Source organism: Pollutimonas bauzanensis (assembly GCF_040393045.1).
Lineage (GTDB): Bacteria > Pseudomonadota > Gammaproteobacteria > Burkholderiales > Burkholderiaceae_B > Pollutimonas > Pollutimonas bauzanensis_A.
Window position 1 is genome coordinate 1 of the sequence record NZ_JBEBUX010000102.1, and the last position, 15,525, is coordinate 15,525.

Below are 15,525 nucleotides of genomic sequence, written 5' to 3' on the forward strand. Positions count from 1 at the left end.
CGCGTGCCAGGTCGTTAGCATCCGGGTTTCTTTTTCCTGGTCCGCGTGCCAGGTCCTGGGAGGGGATGTTTTGCTCCTCGTTGACGGTTCGGCGCCGTGCGGCGCCGAACATCGCATCGCCCCGCTCGTTCGCCCCTCCGGGCTGCCTTCGCGTGCGTCTCGCTCGTCACCGAAAGTCGCTGCAACATCCCCTCCCAGGACCTGCCCCGCTGCTTCATGGAAGTTCGATACGCTGCTGGGACGGCCTGCGTACTTGGCATTTTTGAGTAAGACGGCGACTAGCGACCGAGCAAACGAACAGGCGGCAGACGGCGGGCATGCCGCAATAGCCACCAGTACTATCGCCATCGCAATCGCCACCATCACCACGACCGTCACTTATACCTGCCTCGATGTCCGAGTGCCCCGGCTGGCGGGGCGCGGAGGACGAGCGCATGAGTTCTTCTGAACTTGCGCTGGCCGGCAAAAGGATGCCAAGCACACCGCCCGTCCCAGCGACCTAGCGAATTAGCCTAACGCAGGCGTGGCTGCGGTGATGGGGATATGTGCGACGTTCGGGGCCGCCAGCGGGCCGGACGCGAAGGGAGCCCCGTACGGGGTGGACGAGCGAGGCCGCGCTGGTTCGGCGCGCAGGGCGCCGAATCGGGCCACGAGGAGCGCATATCCCCATCACCGCAGCCACGGCGTGTAAGGAGAAATAGCAAGATCACAGAAACGGTGTGTTAAGAGTAAATAATCAAGGCCCGCAGCAGCAAAACCATCAGCCCGGATGCGTCATATCCATAGGCACAATCCACGCATCATATTGCTCCGCCGTCACGTACCCCAACGCCAGCGCAGCCTCACGCAAAGTGGTTTGTTCCTTCTGCGCCTTCTTCGCAATAGCCGCCGCCTTGTCATATCCAATATGACGGTTCAAGGCCGTTACCAACATCAGGTTCTTTTCAAGGTTATCGGCAATACGTTGTCGATTCGGCTCGATCCCCACCGCGCAATGATCATTAAATGCCAGGCACGCATCGCTTAACAACTCAATGCTTTCCAGAACGTTATGAACCATGACTGGCTTGTAGACATTCAACTGGAAATTACCTTGCGTGCCTGCGAATGCGGTTGCCGCATCATTGCCGAATACTTGCACGCACACCATCGTCATCGCCTCGCACTGAGTAGGATTTACCTTGCCCGGCATAATGGACGACCCCGGTTCATTGTCGGGTATGAATAGCTCGCCAATGCCGCAACGCGGCCCGCTTGCCAGCCAGCGTACGTCATTAGCCATTTTCATCAATGCGCCAGCCAAGGTGCGTAGCGATGCGGAAACGCTTACCAGCGCATCATGAGCCGATAAAGCGAAGAATTTGTTATCCGCCGAACGGAATGGCAAGCCGGTAATTTGCGCGATATAGCCCGCGGCAACGTCGCCAAAACGTGGATGCGAGTTCAAGCCCGTGCCCACAGCCGTACCGCCTATGGCCAGATCGTAAATGCCGTGCAGGTCTGCCTGAATCCCATCGAGGGCGAAATCAATCTGCGCTACCCAGCCGCCGATTTCCTGGCCCAGCGTTATCGGTGTTGCGTCTTGCAAGTGCGTCCGGCCAGTTTTAACGACCGTATCAAACTGTTCTGCCTTGCCCGCCAACGACTCGCGCAGCTTGCCTACCGATGGGAATAATTTGCTGGCCAATTCTTGCGCCACTGCGATATGCATGGCCGTAGGAAAGGTATCGTTGGACGACTGGCCCCGGTTTACATGGTCGTTAGGGTGTACTGGCGTTTTGCTGCCAAGTTCGCCACCAGCCAATTCGATAGCGCGGTTGGCAATCACCTCGTTGGCATTCATGTTCGATTGTGTGCCCGAACCAGTCTGGAATACCACCAACGGGAACTCATCATTCAGCTTGCCGTCGATAACTTCTTCCGCCGCCCTGACGACGAGGTCAGCCACGTCGCCCGGAAGTTCGCCCAGCTCTGCATTAGCCTGCGCCGCCGCCTTTTTCAAAATACCCAAGGCCGTGATGATTGGAGGCTGCCACTTGAAACGCGAAATGCCTATCGGGAAATTTTCAATTGAACGTTGAGTTTGCGCCCCCCAATAACGTGCAGCGGGAACGGCAACTTCGCCCATGGAATCGGATTCTATGCGGGTGGCCGCCATTTCATGCTCCTGGTATCAAATAATTGAAAATGCCTCGTGTAAGGTCATCATCAACTATACGCCTTCAGGTCAAATCTAGTCGCAAACGCTAGAAGCGTTCGGCCCACACGCTTGCCACATCCAGCATTCGGTTGGCAAACCCCCATTCATTGTCAAACCAGACAAAGATATTGGCGAAGCCATCGCCATTGGTTCGGGTCTGGCTACCATCGATAATCGCCGAATGCGGATTGTGATTGAAGTCAATGGATGCGTGCGGATTATTAGAATACGCCAACAGACCAGGACAACGGTTGGCCGACTCTATCAGCAACGCGTTCAGCGTATGCGGCGAAACATCTTGCCCAAGCTTGACCATCAAGTCAATCGCCGACACGTTCAATATAGGTACACGTATGGCCTTTGCCTGCACCTTTCCAGACAACGCTGGCAACAAGCGCTCTACCCCCTGGGCTAGCCCGGTTGCCACCGGAACAATCGACTGCATGGCCGACCGGGTACGCCGCAAGTCGGCGTGGTGGTAGCCATCGATAAGCGGCTGATCGTTCATGACCGAATGGAGTGTCGTCAGGAACGCGTGCTCTATGCCATATGCGTCATGCAGAATCGAAAGGACGGGCACAATGGCGTTCGTGGTGCAGGAAGCATTGGAAACAATGCTTTCCTTACCTGTGAGCTCTGTGTCGTTAATGCCAAAGACGACGGTAAAGTCGACATCATGCGCACTATTTCCTGGGTGTGAAACCATCACACGCGGACAACCGGCATCGATGAAACGCTGAATATCGGCGCGGGTACTGTACTGGCCAGAGCATTCCAGCAATATGTCGATGTCCAGTCTTTCCCAGTCCACGTCTTCGGGGCTGGAGGCATGGCTGACCTGGATTTCTTTGCCATTGACGATGAGGCAATCGACCCCTTGCTCAACCTTGCCGGGGAAAATGCCATGTGTAGAGTCGAACTGCGACAAGTAGGACATGGTCGCAAGATCGGCAGGCTCATTGATGGCTACGATTTGAAAACGATCTTTCAGGGGTGACTCGTAAAGCGCCCGCAAAACGCAGCGGCCAATGCGGCCATAGCCGTTAATTGCAAGACGTAAGGGGCGACTCATGTAAAACACTCATTAGTAATGTAGTTGAATGACTCGTCACTTTACTACTTTATGTCCGGCTTATACCGGCCGCCCGTCATCATAACGGCGGCTTCCGGAACCAATCCGCCAACCGCCGTTTACAACAACCCGCTTTTACATTGTCGGCATGATGAATTCATTACCTTTGGTAATGTTTTCCGGCCAGCGTTGCATGACGGATTTTTGCTTCGTATAGAACCGTACGCCTTCTTCGCCGTATGTATGCATATCGCCGAACAGGCTGCGCTTCCACCCGCCGAAACCTTGCCAGGCCATGGGTACCGGAATCGGCACATTGACGCCGACCATGCCAACCTGGATACGGCGTGCAAATTCACGCGCTGCATGCCCATCGCTGGTGAAGCAAGATACACCGTTACCAAACTCATGCTTGTTGACCAAGTCAATCGCGGCGCCCAAGTCTGCAACATGTACGCAAGCTAGCACTGGGCCGAAGATTTCTTCTTTATATATCCGCATATCGGCGGTGACATTGTCGAACAGCGTGCCGCCGACATAGAAGCCATTCTCGTGTCCTTCGACCTTGTGGCCGCGACCGTCCACCAACAGATCGGCGCCCTGCTCCACGCCAACGGCAATGTAGTCTTCAATCCGCTTCAACGCCTCTTTGGTCACCACTGGCCCCATCTCGGCGTCCAGATGCATGCCATCCTTGATCTTCAACGTCTTGGTCCGTTCTATCAGCGCCGGCATTATTTTCTTGCCTACGTCGCCCACCAGAACTGCCACGGAAATCGCCATGCAGCGCTCGCCCGCCGAACCGTAAGCGGCGCCGACCAAGGCATCCACGGTGCGTTCGATATCGGCATCCGGCATGATGATCATGTGATTCTTGGCGCCGCCCAGCGCTTGCACCCGCTTTCCGAAGTGAGCGCCGCGCTCGTAAATGTACTGGGCGATGGGGGTGGAACCGACAAAACTTATTGCCGATACATCGGCGTGTTCAAGCAAACCGTCGACCACGACTTTGTCGCCCTGTAAGACGTTGAATACACCGTCTGGCAAGCCAGCCTCTTTGAACAGCTTGGCAATCAACAGGGAAACGCTGGGGTCGCGCTCGCTAGGCTTGAGAATGAACGTATTTCCTGTAGCGATAGCCATTGGAAACATCCAGCACGGCACCATACAGGGAAAGTTAAACGGGGTAATGCCGGCAACCACGCCCAAAGGCTGGCGCATCGTCCAGTTGTCGATACCATTGGCAACCTGTTCGGTGTAATCGCCTTTCAACAACTGCGGAATTCCGCAGGCGAACTCGATAACATCAATGCCGCGTGCGACTTCACCTTGCGCGTCAGTAAACACCTTGCCGTGTTCAGCGGTAATCATCGCCGCCATTTCATCGGTGTGATCATTCATCAAGCGCAAGAACTTGCTCATGATGCGAGCGCGTCGAACCGGCGGCGTATCGGCCCAGGCTTGCGATGCAGCCTTGGCGGCGGCGACCGCTGCATTCACGTCGTCAATTGTCGACAGCACCACTTGGCGCGTTACTTCGCCGGTGGACGGATTGAAAACATCTTGTTTACGGCTACCGGTAGCGGCAACAAGCCGGCCGCCGATAAAATTCACAATCTCTGTTTTGTCGGTATAAGCTGCCTGCCCATTGACGGGGGTTGCCACCGCATTCGCGCTTTGCTGATCTTTCATTGCTCTCTCTACTTGTGCATGGGAATAAAAAAAGTATAGGCACTAGTCCCCTGCTTAACAAGACCGTTTTACTGGATACATTGTTTAATTTAATAGACAATAGAGAAATGAAAGAATATAAGAAAGAATTGCTGTGGTCGCACATTTACTGGCTGGGCATGCTGGGCGCCACAGGCAGCTATACCGCTGCAGCCAAACGCCTGGGCGTAAGCAAGGGCGCTGTCAGCCTGCGCATTACAGAACTGGAACAAGTGTCTGGCATAGCACTGGTGCAGCGTACGACACGCAGCGTTCGCCTTACCGAAGCAGGCCGCAGCCTGGTTGAAAACACACAGCAAGCCTTTACCGCCATTGAACAAGGGTTCGACAGCATCCGCGACTTGGCCGAAACTCCCCGAGGAGCAGTGCGCGTCACCGCACCGGTCGCACTGGGGCGGCAGAAAATCATTCCTCTCATCAGCAAGTTCCTGCAAGCCTGCCCTGACGTTCGAATCGAAATCGAGCTGTCGGATCGCCTAAGCTCCCTGGCTCAAGAAGGCTACGACCTGGCCATACGCCATACCAACAATGTGCCGGAAACCCATGTAGCCTGGCTCTTGCAAGCATCCAAAACCTTGCTGGTCGCCACCCCTGCCTACCTGGCAAAACACGGTACGCCCAGAACGCCCGAAGACCTGGCTTCGCACAATTGCCTATATTACTTGCGTTCGGCTGCCTCCCCCGCCTGGAGCTTCTCTCCGGTAAAACGCGACAGCGAGCGCTATAGCGTGGCTATAAAGGGCAACTTCTGCGCCAATAATAGCGAGGCGCTTCGGGAGCTGGTCATGGCCGATCAGGGCATCGCCTTGTTACCCGATTTCACCTCGCAGGAAGAGGTGGATGCAGGACGTTTAACGCCTTTACTTGTCAATTGGAAGCCGGTCGGCGTATTTGGCGATGCCATCTACGCCATACGCCCCTATAGCGCCTATGTACCCCGGGCAGTCAGGGCATTTGTCGAGTATTTGAAAGGCGAACTGCAGACCAGGACATCAGCGTAGCTATACCTTATCAAACCCGGACAAATTTCAATGTTTCAACGGCACGGGCAAACCGGGCAATTTCCTGCTCTTGGAATGATTTCATTTCATCGGGATCAAAAGGCATGATCTCGCCAGAGGTATTAAGCACAAACTGTCTGGACTCGGGTTCGTTCAAAACGTCCAGCATATTGCTCGATAGCGTATCAATAATATTCTTTGGCGTTCCTGCCTTCACCCATAAGGATGTCCAGCTGTAATGGACGGCGTCCTCGTACCCTTTTTCAACAAGCGTCGGTACATCGGGCAGTTCGGGATGGCGCTGGGTACCTGTAACGGCAATTGCCCTAACTTTTCCCGACTTGATAATCTGCACCGTTCCTGGCGTGTCTATCACCGCAACATCCAGCTGATTACCAATGACATCGCTGGTGGTTTGAGACAAGCCCTTGTAGGGTACGTCTTGCCATGTAAATCCTGCTTTATCTAAAAAAGGCGCTACAGCAAGTTGATAGCCGGCCGAGTAAGTGCCCATATTTAGCATAGGCGTTTGCTTGCCCCGGGCGACCAAGTCTTCCACAGACTTGATTGGCGAACTGGCGGGGACCACGATGACCGCCATTGATCTGGTCAAGCCGCAAATAGGCACGACATCACTGACGGGATCATAGGCAAGTTTTTTGTAGACGGACACATTCACAGCCATTGGCGAATTACTGCCGAGCAAAATAATGGATCCGTCCGCGGGCACTGATTTAGTCGATTGCACGGCAATAGCCCCGCCACCGCCGGGTTTATTCTCGACGATGACTGTCTGTCCGAGCTTATCGCCAAGCTTCTTGCCGAAATATCGTGCATACACGTCAGAACCGCTGCCCGGACCAAAAGGCACATACAATTTAATGAGCTTATCGGGATAGGCGGCGCTATTTGCAAATGCCTTGCCACCCAACATGGTGGCCGGAACTGCAGCCAAGGCTGCCTGGAATAGGCGCCGACGAATCTTGTTCATTAGTGTCTCCTTATTCTATTCTTCGAAATCGTATCCCTCCATGCTAATGACAAGCTACCTCGTTGTGTTATAGCGATATCACAACGCCGATAACTAAAGGTAATACAGTGCGTAGCGCCCCGCACGAGCCTAAGAGGGGGCTTATTTAAGTTCTTGTCTTACTATTTCAATGAAACGATCTACATCGGTCGATGTTAAATCGAACTTTGACCTGATCAAGCTGACTGCAATCGGAATTTCTTCGATCAAAGGCCTGACAACCACATCATTCCACAGATTCTCGGCAACAGAAAACTGATCGACAATGGCTATACCTACGCCTTGCCGCACCAGTGAGCAAGCCAGTTCGGCGCGAGGCACTTCTATGGTCGGAACGATATTGCATTGGTAACGCTCAAACGCCGACAGCATAAGCTGGCCAAATGGAATGTTGCGCGAATAAAGAATCAGGCGCTGATCCACGAGATCATGCAACGATATTCTTGCTTGCCGAGCCAAAGCGTGATGCGCAGGAATAGCGCAAACCATTCTTCCCTTTATCAACGGTTCTATATGAAGACTGGGATTTTCAATTGGCAAAACGGTGATTGCCAGACCTGATTTTCCACTGAGCAGTTCCAACGGAACGTCCTGGATCAGGGTGGTGTGAAAATGAACCTTCATGTCGGGATATTTCGTCAAAAACGTTGCAATCAGCCTTGGGACCAAGCTTAAGCCCAAGCTGGGGCTGCTACAAAGGCTGACCATACCAGACGGTTGTCGAATCAGATTCTCAACGAAACTATCTACCCTAACGGCCGAATCATAGACCTTCTTGACCTCCTCAAAAAGGCTTAACGCCTGGGCCGTTGGTATCAATTTTCCGCTCACACGGTGAAACAGCTTCAAATTGAGTGACGTTTCGGTATGAGCCAGGAGCTTGCTAACTGCGGGTTGCGAAATGAAGAGCATTCTCGCTGCTCCGCTAACCGACCCAGCGATCATTACCGCCCGGAAAATTTCCATTTGCCTGAGCTTAAAGCGCACTTTTTTCTCCACAAACAACTTTGAATAACGTTTGGTTATACAGCAAGTCAATATGGCATGGATCCAGAGCTGAAGACTGCCTTAGACTGTCATTCTGCATTTCGGCCAATAGGCTGACTTGGATTTATCAATCACGGATGGTGACATAGAATGCGTATCGGTTTTATTGGTCTCGGCCAAATGGGTTTCCCAATGTTTGGCAATTTATCCAAACAACATGCAAACACCATAGGATTTGACGGTTCTCCCGAACTCAATACCAAGCTAAGACAAACAACTTCACAGCACGGTTTGAACATTGCCTCTTCATTGCTCGACTTACAAGATGCAGATGTCATCATCACCATGTTGCCGCATGGCAAGGCCGTTCGAGCATGTTTGTTTGAGGGCGACAATACGCTTGCGCTCGTTACCAGGCTCGCAAAAAAAGCGATCATTATCGACATGAGCTCCAGCTCACCACTGGACACCATAGAACTTGCCAGCGACTTAAAAAATCGAGGTATGAGTCTGATTGATGCGCCGGTGTCGGGTAGCGTACCCAAAGCCGCGGCGGGTACGCTGTCCATAATGGCCGGGGGCGACGACGAGCTCATCGAATCAGTAATGCCCCTACTAGAAGCCATGGGCAAGACCATCATCAGAACCGGAAAGGTTGGATCGGCCCATGGAATGAAAGCCCTCAATAACTACGTATACGCAGCAGGACTTTTAGCGGCAAGCGAAGCTCTAATGCTAGGCAAGGCACTGGACCTGAACCTGGATACGCTAGTTGATGTTTTGAACGCGTCAAGTGGCCGAAATGTCGCGACGGAAACAAAACTCAAGCAGCATATGCTCGACGGCGGCGATTTCAAGGCAGGATTTGGATTGCACTTAATGGCAAAAGATTTAGGTATTGCCCACGGCTTGAATACGCATGCGGGATTCACTCCTCCGCAGCTGACACTTTGCTATGAGCTCTGGCAGGAGGCTTGCCAACAAATGCCATCCATTGCTGACAACACAGAAATCTATCGATTTCTAGAAACAAAACTCCAACTACCGCAGCACGCATAACCATCTAATTCAAGGACGAACGACATGCTTATTGAAATCAGGAAGAAGGCGCTTACCATTGAATCTGTCTACAGCGACGGAGGCCCTGCAGTAGAAACGCCGCTATTAAGTGCAGTAGCGTACGCCGTCGTCAAGAATCCGTTTGCGGGAAAGTATGAACCAAACTTAATAGACTTCATGAAAGCGTTACGTTCGGTCGGCCTTGATTTAGCGACACAGCTTGCTCAAACATTGGGTAAAGATGCCGTAGAAGCTTATGGTAAAGCCGCCATCGTCGGTGTGAATGGCGAAGCAGAGCATGGCGCGGTATGGCATGAGGCTGGGGGTTGGGCGATGCGCGAGGTTTTAGGCAATCCCAAAGCGATGGTCCCCGCATCACAAGTCACAGCGTCGGCTGGTTTTCGCCTGATCATGCCCTTGCATTACATTCATGCGTCGTATGTCCGCAGCCATTTCAACTCGATTGAGGTCGGTGCCGTCGACTCTCCGCGGCCAGACGAACTGTTGTTTGCGTTGGGCATGGCCACAGGAGGCCGCCTGCATTCGCGTCTAGGGGGGCTATTGAAGGAAGAGGTTTCCGCTCACGACGGCCAGCGTTGACGCAGAACTTGAAACCTGCCTCGCCTATGCGTTAAAACGTAACGGAAAACCCGCCGTCCACCACCAGGATATGTCCGTTCACATACGACGCCGAAGGCGAGGCCAGGAAAACCGCAGCCCCGGCAATCTCATCAGGGTCGGCCCACCGGCCCAGTGGGTTGCGGCCCACGACGATAGTGCTTTTGACAGGATCATTAACCAGGCCTGCGTTCGTTTCGGTGGCAAACGTACCCGGCGCTATGCCGTTACTGGTAATTCCGCAATGGCCATACTCGACTGCCAACGCCCGTATCATGCCGCTTAGCCCCTGCTTGGCAATAGGATAAATGGCATCGCCTGGCCGTGCCAGCTCGCCGGCGATTGAAGTCAAAGTGATCAGACGCCCCCGAAGAGCGTTTGCTGCCATGGCGCCCGCAGCCAATTTCGACAAGTGGACGGCAGCAATCAGGTCGACATTGATCAATTCGACAATGTCGTCCAGCGATGCTTGCGCCAGCGGCTTGCGGATACGGATCCCGACGTTATTGACCAGGATATCGGGTGTGCCGACATCCTGGCATAACTGCTCGAAAGCCGCAGCCTGCTCCGGCAATTTACCAATATCGCTGACATGGGCATACGCCTGATAACCCTGGCTGGCCAGTCCATTCACCACCTGCGCGACCCGATCGCCATTGCGACCGTTAATAATGACGCGTGCTCCGCTGGCCGCATAGGCCTTGGCAATAGCTAACCCCAGGCCCTGGGTCGAACCCGTAATAAGAGCAAGCCGGTCTGTTAGAGAAAAGTCCGGCGCGCGGCATGTGTCCATTATTGCGTAGCCTCTTGCGTGTTCTCTTTGATAGCCATGGCGCCCGCCGGCTTGCCAGCCAGCCATAAACGCGTGCAATCGCTTGCTCGTTGACGCAGGTAGGCAGGTGCATTGCTGCATGCCTGCTCCAGGGTCACAGGCCCTGGAGCCAGGCTGAAGGCCGCGGTGATGCCTGCTTTATATAACGCTTCGTAGCCGTCACCCAAGGCGCCGACCAGGGCAACCACAGGAATGCCGTGGCGGCTTGCGTATCTGGCCACCCCGGCAGGTGTCTTGCCCAGCAAGGTCTGGGCATCCATGCGCCCTTCCCCGGTAAACACCAGATCAGTACCCTGCATTGCATCGTCCAGGCCGGATAACTCGGCAATCAGTTCGACACCTGGCCTGAAACGAGCGTTAAAGCAGGTTTTCACGGCAAAACCTAGCCCGCCCGCAGCACCCATGCCTGGCAGGTGTTGTTCGTCTTTGTTCAATTGATCTACGCAAATTTGCGCGAAATGCTTAAGTGCGGCGTCCAGCGTCGCCACGTCGTCAGACGAGGCGCCTTTTTGGGGGCCGAAAATAGCAGAAGCCCCGCGCGGCCCACACAAAGGGTTGTCGACATCGACAGCAATTTCAAAGTTGACATCGGCAAGACGGGCATCCAGGCCTTGCAGCGAAATGCTGGCCAGTTGTTTCAACGCCGCACCGCCCAAGGGGAGTTCATTACCCTGCCCATCAAGCAGGCTGGCGCCCAATGCCTGAAGCAAGCCTGCACCTGCATCATTAGTGGCGCTGCCGCCCAGACCCAGCACAATGTGACGCGCACCTGCGTCCAGCGCTTGCCGGATCAATTGGCCGACACCGTAGCTGGTTGCCTGCAGTGGCCGACGTTCGGCTGCGGGAATTTGTTCCAGCCCGGCTGCGGCCGCCATTTCTATGAAGGCGCTACCATTGCCCAGCCAGGCCCAACTGGCCTCACATACCTGGTTATTGGCATTCTGCACTTGCGCTACACGCCTTTCGCCGCCGGTCGCCACAAGCACGGCGTCCAGCGAACCTTCACCGCCATCGGCCATAGGCACGCACACGATATCCGCATCGGGCAGTACATCACGCACGCCATTTGCAATCGCCTGGGCAACGCCCCATGCGCTTAAGCTCTCTTTGAATGAGTCGGGGGCAATAACAACACGCATACTGTGTAAACCTTTAATTTATAGCGCTTTCGCGGGGACGACTACGTTACGGGGAGTGCCTTCGTAATACGCTTCGATGTTCTGGATGAGTTGATCGGCCAGCGCCTGCACTGCCTCATCGCTGGCCCAGCCCACATGCGGAGTCAGAATGAAATTAGGCATGTCCAGAAGCTGCACCACGGGGTGCTGGTTATCGGGCGGCTCGGGTGTCGTCACATCGAACCCAGCCCCGCCAAGCTGGCCTGCGCGCATAGCTTGTACCAAAGCCGCGTCGTTGACCAAGCCGCCCCTTGCTGTATTGATCAATATCGGCTTGCGTTTCATCTGGGTGAATTCTTGCGTACTGATAAGGTCGCGGGTTTGGTCGTTAAGCGGGCAATGCAAAGTAATCACATCGCTTTCGGCGAGCATCTGCTCGAACGGGACATACGGACTGTCTTGTTTCGTCGCGCCTTTACGGCCTGCGAACAACACCCGCATACCCAAGGCGCGGCCGATAGTGGCCACGGCCTGGCCCAGCGTACCTTTGCCCACAATACCCAAGGTCGAGCCTGCCAGATCCTTGATGGGGTAATCAAAATAGCAAAATTGCTGCGCGTCATACCAGCGCCCCGCCTTGACCGATTCCCGATACGCCACAATACTGCGGCGCAACGCGAAAATAAGGGCAAAAACGTGTTCAGGCACCGTATTGATGGCGTATCCACGTATGTTGGACACGACGATGCCACGGGCGGCACAAGCTTCCAGATCGACGTTGTCAGTACCGGTTGCGGCCACGGCCACCATTTTCAATTGAGCAGCCTGTTCAATGACCTCGTGACGTAAAGGCACTTTATTAGTAATGACGACGTCGGCACCGGCAATACGCTGCGCCACCTGATCGCGACTTGTTCGTCCGTATACCTTCAACTCATGCTTGAAGGATAATGGCCGCAAGACGGTTTGCGGAGAAATGGTTTCCCGATCCAGAAAAACAACTTGCAAGGGGCGCTCGGCCATACGACATCCGTCCTTTAAGTAATGTGATTGCCGCACATGGACGGCCTATCCGATATAGTAATAGGATTCTTTACCAAACGATGAGTCTAGCGCAGTCTGCGCTACAGGAATCCCATTTATGCTTATAAACCGGCTGTACCGAATTCTTCCAAACCGCTTAGCCATGACCGGCGATACGCCAGCAGTCAGTGCCCCTCCGAAAACCTACCCCGTAAAAGACTTTTTCCGCAATCCCGAGCGAGGTTTTTTCCGCCTTTCGGATGACGGAGCTATGCTGGGTTTTATGGAACCGGTCAGTATCAACGGTCAGGCGCCCCGCATGAATGTATTCGTCCAGGCGCTCGAAGGCAGCACACCCATCGGGCAACAACGACGGCTGACCGAAGAGACCGAACGCGATATCAGTCAGTACTTCTGGAAAGGCTCAGACACCGTCATTTATGAAAAAGACTTCAACGGCGATGAAAACTTTCATGTGTTGACCGTCAACGCCACCACAGGCAAGCTGACCGACCTGACGCCATTTCCCGGCGTACGCGCAAGCATTGAAGACGATCTGCACGACGATCCCGAACATATCCTTATCAGCCATAATCAACGCAACCCTGAGGTTTTCGATGTATACCGCGCCAACATACATACTGGCGAGCTAACGCTGGTAGCCGAGAACCCCGGCAATATTGTAGGGTGGCAAACCGACCATCAGGGGCTGGTGCGCGCGGCCATCGCCAGCGACGGGCTGCATAGCACGCTGTTATACCGTGAGGCCGAAGGCCAGGACTTCCGTTCAATAATTACAACCGATTTCCGTACCGTCGTCAGTCCGGAATTCTTTACTTTCGATAACCAGAAGCTTTATGCGCTAAGCAACAGAGGACGCGACTGCCTCGCACTGGTTACCATCGATCCCGCCCAGCCCGAACTCGAGGAACTGATTTTCGAGGTTGACGGCATTGATTTGGATGGTGCAGGCTATTCACGCTTACGCCAGGTCCTGACTATGGCCACATATCAAACCGACAAACCAAAGTATCATTTCTTTGACGACATCAGCGAGCAACGCCTTGCCCGCGTCCAGGAAAAATTGCCAGGCTACGAAATCGCCTTGCAAAGCGGCACACGCGACGAAACCAAATACATTGTTGCCGCCTACAATGATCGTACGCCCGGCAGCCGCTATATCTATGACGCCGATGCCAATACCCTGGATAAGCTGGCGGATATCAACCCTGCGCTCCCGGAACACGATATGGCCCCCATGCGGCCTATTCGATATCAGTCCCGCGATGGGTTGACCATACATGGCTACTTGACTCTACCGTTGGGCCGCAGCCCGAAGAATTTACCTTGTATCATCAATCCGCATGGAGGACCGTGGCTGCGTGATGGTTGGGGTTTCAATTCCGAAGCGCAATTCCTGGCTAATCGCGGCTATTGTGTCTTGCAAATGAATTTTCGCGGTTCCACCGGCTATGGACGACGATTTTGGGAAGCCAGCTTCGGCCAATGGGGCCTGGCCATGCAAGATGACATCACCGATGGCGTCCAATGGCTAATCGCACAAGGCATTGCCGACCCGGCCCGCATCGCCATTTATGGCGGAAGCTACGGCGGCTACGCAACATTGGCGGGTGTTACCTATACGCCGGACCTATACGCAGCAGCGGTGGACTACGTAGGGGTCTCCAATCTGCTTACCTTCATGAACACTATCCCGCCTTACTGGAAACCCATGCTGACCAAGATGCACAGCATGGTGGGCGACCCGGCGGTCGATCACGAGCGCCTGGTGGCGACCTCGCCGGCCTTGAACGCCGACAAGATCAAGACACCGCTATTTATCGCCCAGGGCGCCCACGATCCGCGCGTCAATAAAGACGAAAGCGACCAAATGGTTGCCGCGTTACGCTCGCGTGGCGTCGACGTAGAATACATGGTCAAGGAAAACGAAGGGCACGGTTTCCATAACGATGAAAACAAATTTGAATTCTACGAAAGTATGGAAGCCTTCCTCAGGCAGCACCTGAACCCCTGATCATCTACTTTCTTGCCGCGGCCTCTCCCGGGCCAACCGGCATTTTCTCTTGGAGACAGCAACAATGAAGTTATATTACTTACCCGGCGCCTGCTCATTGGCTTCGCATATTGTGCTCGAGTGGATAGGCAAGCCTTACGAAACCCAGGTTGTTGGGCGCGACGAACTAAAGCAACCGCCCTATCTTGCGCTTAACCCCGCTGGCGCCGTCCCTACCCTGGTCGATGGCGACTTTGTCCTGACCCAAAGCGCTGCCATTCTTGAATACCTGGCGGAGCTGAGCCCTGAACCTGGCCTACTCCCCGAGAGCCCGCGCGAACGCGCCGAAGTGCGCCGCTGGCTAGGCTTTTGCAATGCCGACCTGCACCGCACTTTCGCTCTGATATTCACCGCTGGCTACTACACCGATAACGCCGAATTCCAGCAGCAACTGGTCTCCAAGACTGAGAGCAAACTGGTGCAATTGTTCAGCATTATCGACAAGCAGCTGGAAGGAAAACAATGGATCACCGGTACGCGCTCTATTGCCGACCCCTACCTGTACACGATTTTGCGCTGGGCCAGAGGTAAAAAAATCGATATTACCAGTTTGAAAAACCTGCAGACGTTCTTCGCTGGCATGGAAAACGACGCTGGCGTTAAGGTAGCCCTGCAAGCTCAAGGCCTGTCTTAGCGCATTTTCGGTTCAAGTGTTTACGGGACATGAATGAGGTGGCGCTTGCATCATGGGTGCTTTCGCGACGTTGTCTGGTTCTGGTGACGTTGTCCACGGTGGTTAGTGGGCTCGTCCAAGCTTCGCTCATGCAAAAAGGCGGGTGT

14 protein-coding genes are annotated in these 15,525 nt (G+C 54.3%); 6 read left to right on the top strand and 8 right to left on the bottom strand.

Annotation, left to right across the window (positions count from 1 at the left end; translation table 11 throughout):
- A partial coding sequence (locus ABWO67_RS14600; RefSeq protein WP_353152762.1) for a hypothetical protein occupies positions 1-448 on the top strand: 448 nt, incomplete at its 5' end.
- A 312-nt stretch (positions 449-760) separates the two neighbouring features.
- Here the strand turns inward: ABWO67_RS14600 and fumC are convergent.
- The 3 genes from fumC to ABWO67_RS14615 all read right to left on the bottom strand — a co-directional run bounded on the left by fumC (position 761) and on the right by ABWO67_RS14615 (position 4,964).
- Entirely contained in the window at positions 761-2,158 is a 1,398-nt protein-coding gene (fumC, locus tag ABWO67_RS14605) for a class II fumarate hydratase (protein WP_353152764.1), read from the bottom strand.
- Between the two features lie 88 nt (positions 2,159-2,246).
- Positions 2,247-3,272, bottom strand: a complete 1,026-nt coding sequence (locus tag ABWO67_RS14610; protein ID WP_353152766.1) for a type I glyceraldehyde-3-phosphate dehydrogenase — start codon at positions 3,270-3,272, stop codon at positions 2,247-2,249.
- Between the two features lie 135 nt (positions 3,273-3,407).
- Entirely contained in the window at positions 3,408-4,964 is a 1,557-nt protein-coding gene (locus tag ABWO67_RS14615) for a CoA-acylating methylmalonate-semialdehyde dehydrogenase (protein ID WP_353152768.1), read from the bottom strand.
- A 107-nt stretch (positions 4,965-5,071) separates the two neighbouring features.
- Here ABWO67_RS14615 and ABWO67_RS14620 point away from each other — a divergent pair, with 107 nt between their 5' ends.
- Positions 5,072-6,004, top strand: coding sequence for a LysR family transcriptional regulator (locus ABWO67_RS14620; RefSeq protein ID WP_353152770.1), 933 nt, complete (start codon positions 5,072-5,074; stop codon positions 6,002-6,004).
- A 10-nt stretch (positions 6,005-6,014) separates the two neighbouring features.
- Here the strand turns inward: ABWO67_RS14620 and ABWO67_RS14625 are convergent, their stop codons facing one another.
- Both ABWO67_RS14625 and ABWO67_RS14630 read right to left on the bottom strand, forming a co-directional pair.
- Complete coding sequence (locus tag ABWO67_RS14625; RefSeq protein ID WP_353152772.1) at positions 6,015-6,995, bottom strand: Bug family tripartite tricarboxylate transporter substrate binding protein; 981 nt, start codon at positions 6,993-6,995, stop codon at positions 6,015-6,017.
- 141 nt (positions 6,996-7,136) lie between these two features.
- On the bottom strand, positions 7,137-8,021 hold the full coding sequence (locus ABWO67_RS14630) for a LysR substrate-binding domain-containing protein (protein WP_353152774.1): 885 nt from the start codon (positions 8,019-8,021) through the stop codon (positions 7,137-7,139).
- A 150-nt stretch (positions 8,022-8,171) separates the two neighbouring features.
- Here ABWO67_RS14630 and ABWO67_RS14635 point away from each other — a divergent pair, with 150 nt between their 5' ends.
- Entirely contained in the window at positions 8,172-9,080 is a 909-nt protein-coding gene (locus ABWO67_RS14635) for an NAD(P)-dependent oxidoreductase (protein WP_353152776.1), read from the top strand.
- 24 nt (positions 9,081-9,104) lie between these two features.
- Positions 9,105-9,680 (top strand): amino acid synthesis family protein, encoded by a 576-nt coding sequence (locus ABWO67_RS14640; RefSeq protein ID WP_353152778.1) that lies wholly within the window; start codon positions 9,105-9,107, stop codon positions 9,678-9,680.
- A gap of 31 nt (positions 9,681-9,711) precedes the next feature.
- On the opposite strand, the gene ABWO67_RS14645 is transcribed toward ABWO67_RS14640, so the two are convergent.
- From ABWO67_RS14645 to ABWO67_RS14655, 3 genes are read right to left on the bottom strand one after another with little or no spacing between them, the layout of a single operon-like run.
- Positions 9,712-10,491, bottom strand: a complete 780-nt coding sequence (locus ABWO67_RS14645; protein ID WP_353152780.1) for an SDR family oxidoreductase — start codon at positions 10,489-10,491, stop codon at positions 9,712-9,714.
- Complete coding sequence (locus ABWO67_RS14650) at positions 10,491-11,669, bottom strand: glycerate kinase (RefSeq protein WP_353152782.1); 1,179 nt, start codon at positions 11,667-11,669, stop codon at positions 10,491-10,493. Before ABWO67_RS14650 ends, ABWO67_RS14645 begins: the two co-directional genes overlap by 1 nt.
- An 18-nt stretch (positions 11,670-11,687) precedes the next feature.
- Complete coding sequence (locus ABWO67_RS14655; protein ID WP_353152784.1) at positions 11,688-12,671, bottom strand: D-2-hydroxyacid dehydrogenase; 984 nt, start codon at positions 12,669-12,671, stop codon at positions 11,688-11,690.
- A gap of 163 nt (positions 12,672-12,834) precedes the next feature.
- Between ABWO67_RS14655 and ABWO67_RS14660 the strand changes: the two genes are divergently transcribed.
- Together ABWO67_RS14660 and ABWO67_RS14665 are read left to right on the top strand one after the other, a co-directional pair.
- Entirely contained in the window at positions 12,835-14,706 is a 1,872-nt protein-coding gene (locus tag ABWO67_RS14660; protein ID WP_353152788.1) for an alpha/beta hydrolase family protein, read from the top strand.
- A gap of 64 nt (positions 14,707-14,770) precedes the next feature.
- On the top strand, positions 14,771-15,379 hold the full coding sequence (locus ABWO67_RS14665; RefSeq protein ID WP_353152786.1) for a glutathione S-transferase family protein: 609 nt from the start codon (positions 14,771-14,773) through the stop codon (positions 15,377-15,379).
- The last annotated feature ends 146 nt before the right edge of the window (positions 15,380-15,525 follow it).

Excerpts from the sequence above, each read along its gene's own strand:
- ABWO67_RS14615 (WP_353152768.1), bottom strand. The coding sequence starts at position 4,964 with ATGAAAGATCAGCAAAGCGCGAATGCGGTGGCAACCCCCGTCAATGGG.
- ABWO67_RS14610 (WP_353152766.1), bottom strand. The coding sequence starts at position 3,272 with ATGAGTCGCCCCTTACGTCTTGCAATTAACGGCTATGGCCGCATTGGC.
- ABWO67_RS14635 (WP_353152776.1), top strand. The coding sequence starts at position 8,172 with ATGCGTATCGGTTTTATTGGTCTCGGCCAAATGGGTTTCCCAATGTTT.
- ABWO67_RS14665 (WP_353152786.1), top strand. The coding sequence starts at position 14,771 with ATGAAGTTATATTACTTACCCGGCGCCTGCTCATTGGCTTCGCATATT.
- ABWO67_RS14650 (WP_353152782.1), bottom strand. The coding sequence starts at position 11,669 with ATGCGTGTTGTTATTGCCCCCGACTCATTCAAAGAGAGCTTAAGCGCA.
- ABWO67_RS14645 (WP_353152780.1), bottom strand. The coding sequence starts at position 10,491 with ATGGACACATGCCGCGCGCCGGACTTTTCTCTAACAGACCGGCTTGCT.
- ABWO67_RS14620 (WP_353152770.1), top strand. The coding sequence starts at position 5,072 with ATGAAAGAATATAAGAAAGAATTGCTGTGGTCGCACATTTACTGGCTG.
- ABWO67_RS14655 (WP_353152784.1), bottom strand. The coding sequence starts at position 12,671 with ATGGCCGAGCGCCCCTTGCAAGTTGTTTTTCTGGATCGGGAAACCATT.
- ABWO67_RS14640 (WP_353152778.1), top strand. The coding sequence starts at position 9,105 with ATGCTTATTGAAATCAGGAAGAAGGCGCTTACCATTGAATCTGTCTAC.
- ABWO67_RS14660 (WP_353152788.1), top strand. The coding sequence starts at position 12,835 with ATGACCGGCGATACGCCAGCAGTCAGTGCCCCTCCGAAAACCTACCCC.
- ABWO67_RS14625 (WP_353152772.1), bottom strand. The coding sequence starts at position 6,995 with ATGAACAAGATTCGTCGGCGCCTATTCCAGGCAGCCTTGGCTGCAGTT.
- fumC (WP_353152764.1), bottom strand. The coding sequence starts at position 2,158 with ATGGCGGCCACCCGCATAGAATCCGATTCCATGGGCGAAGTTGCCGTT.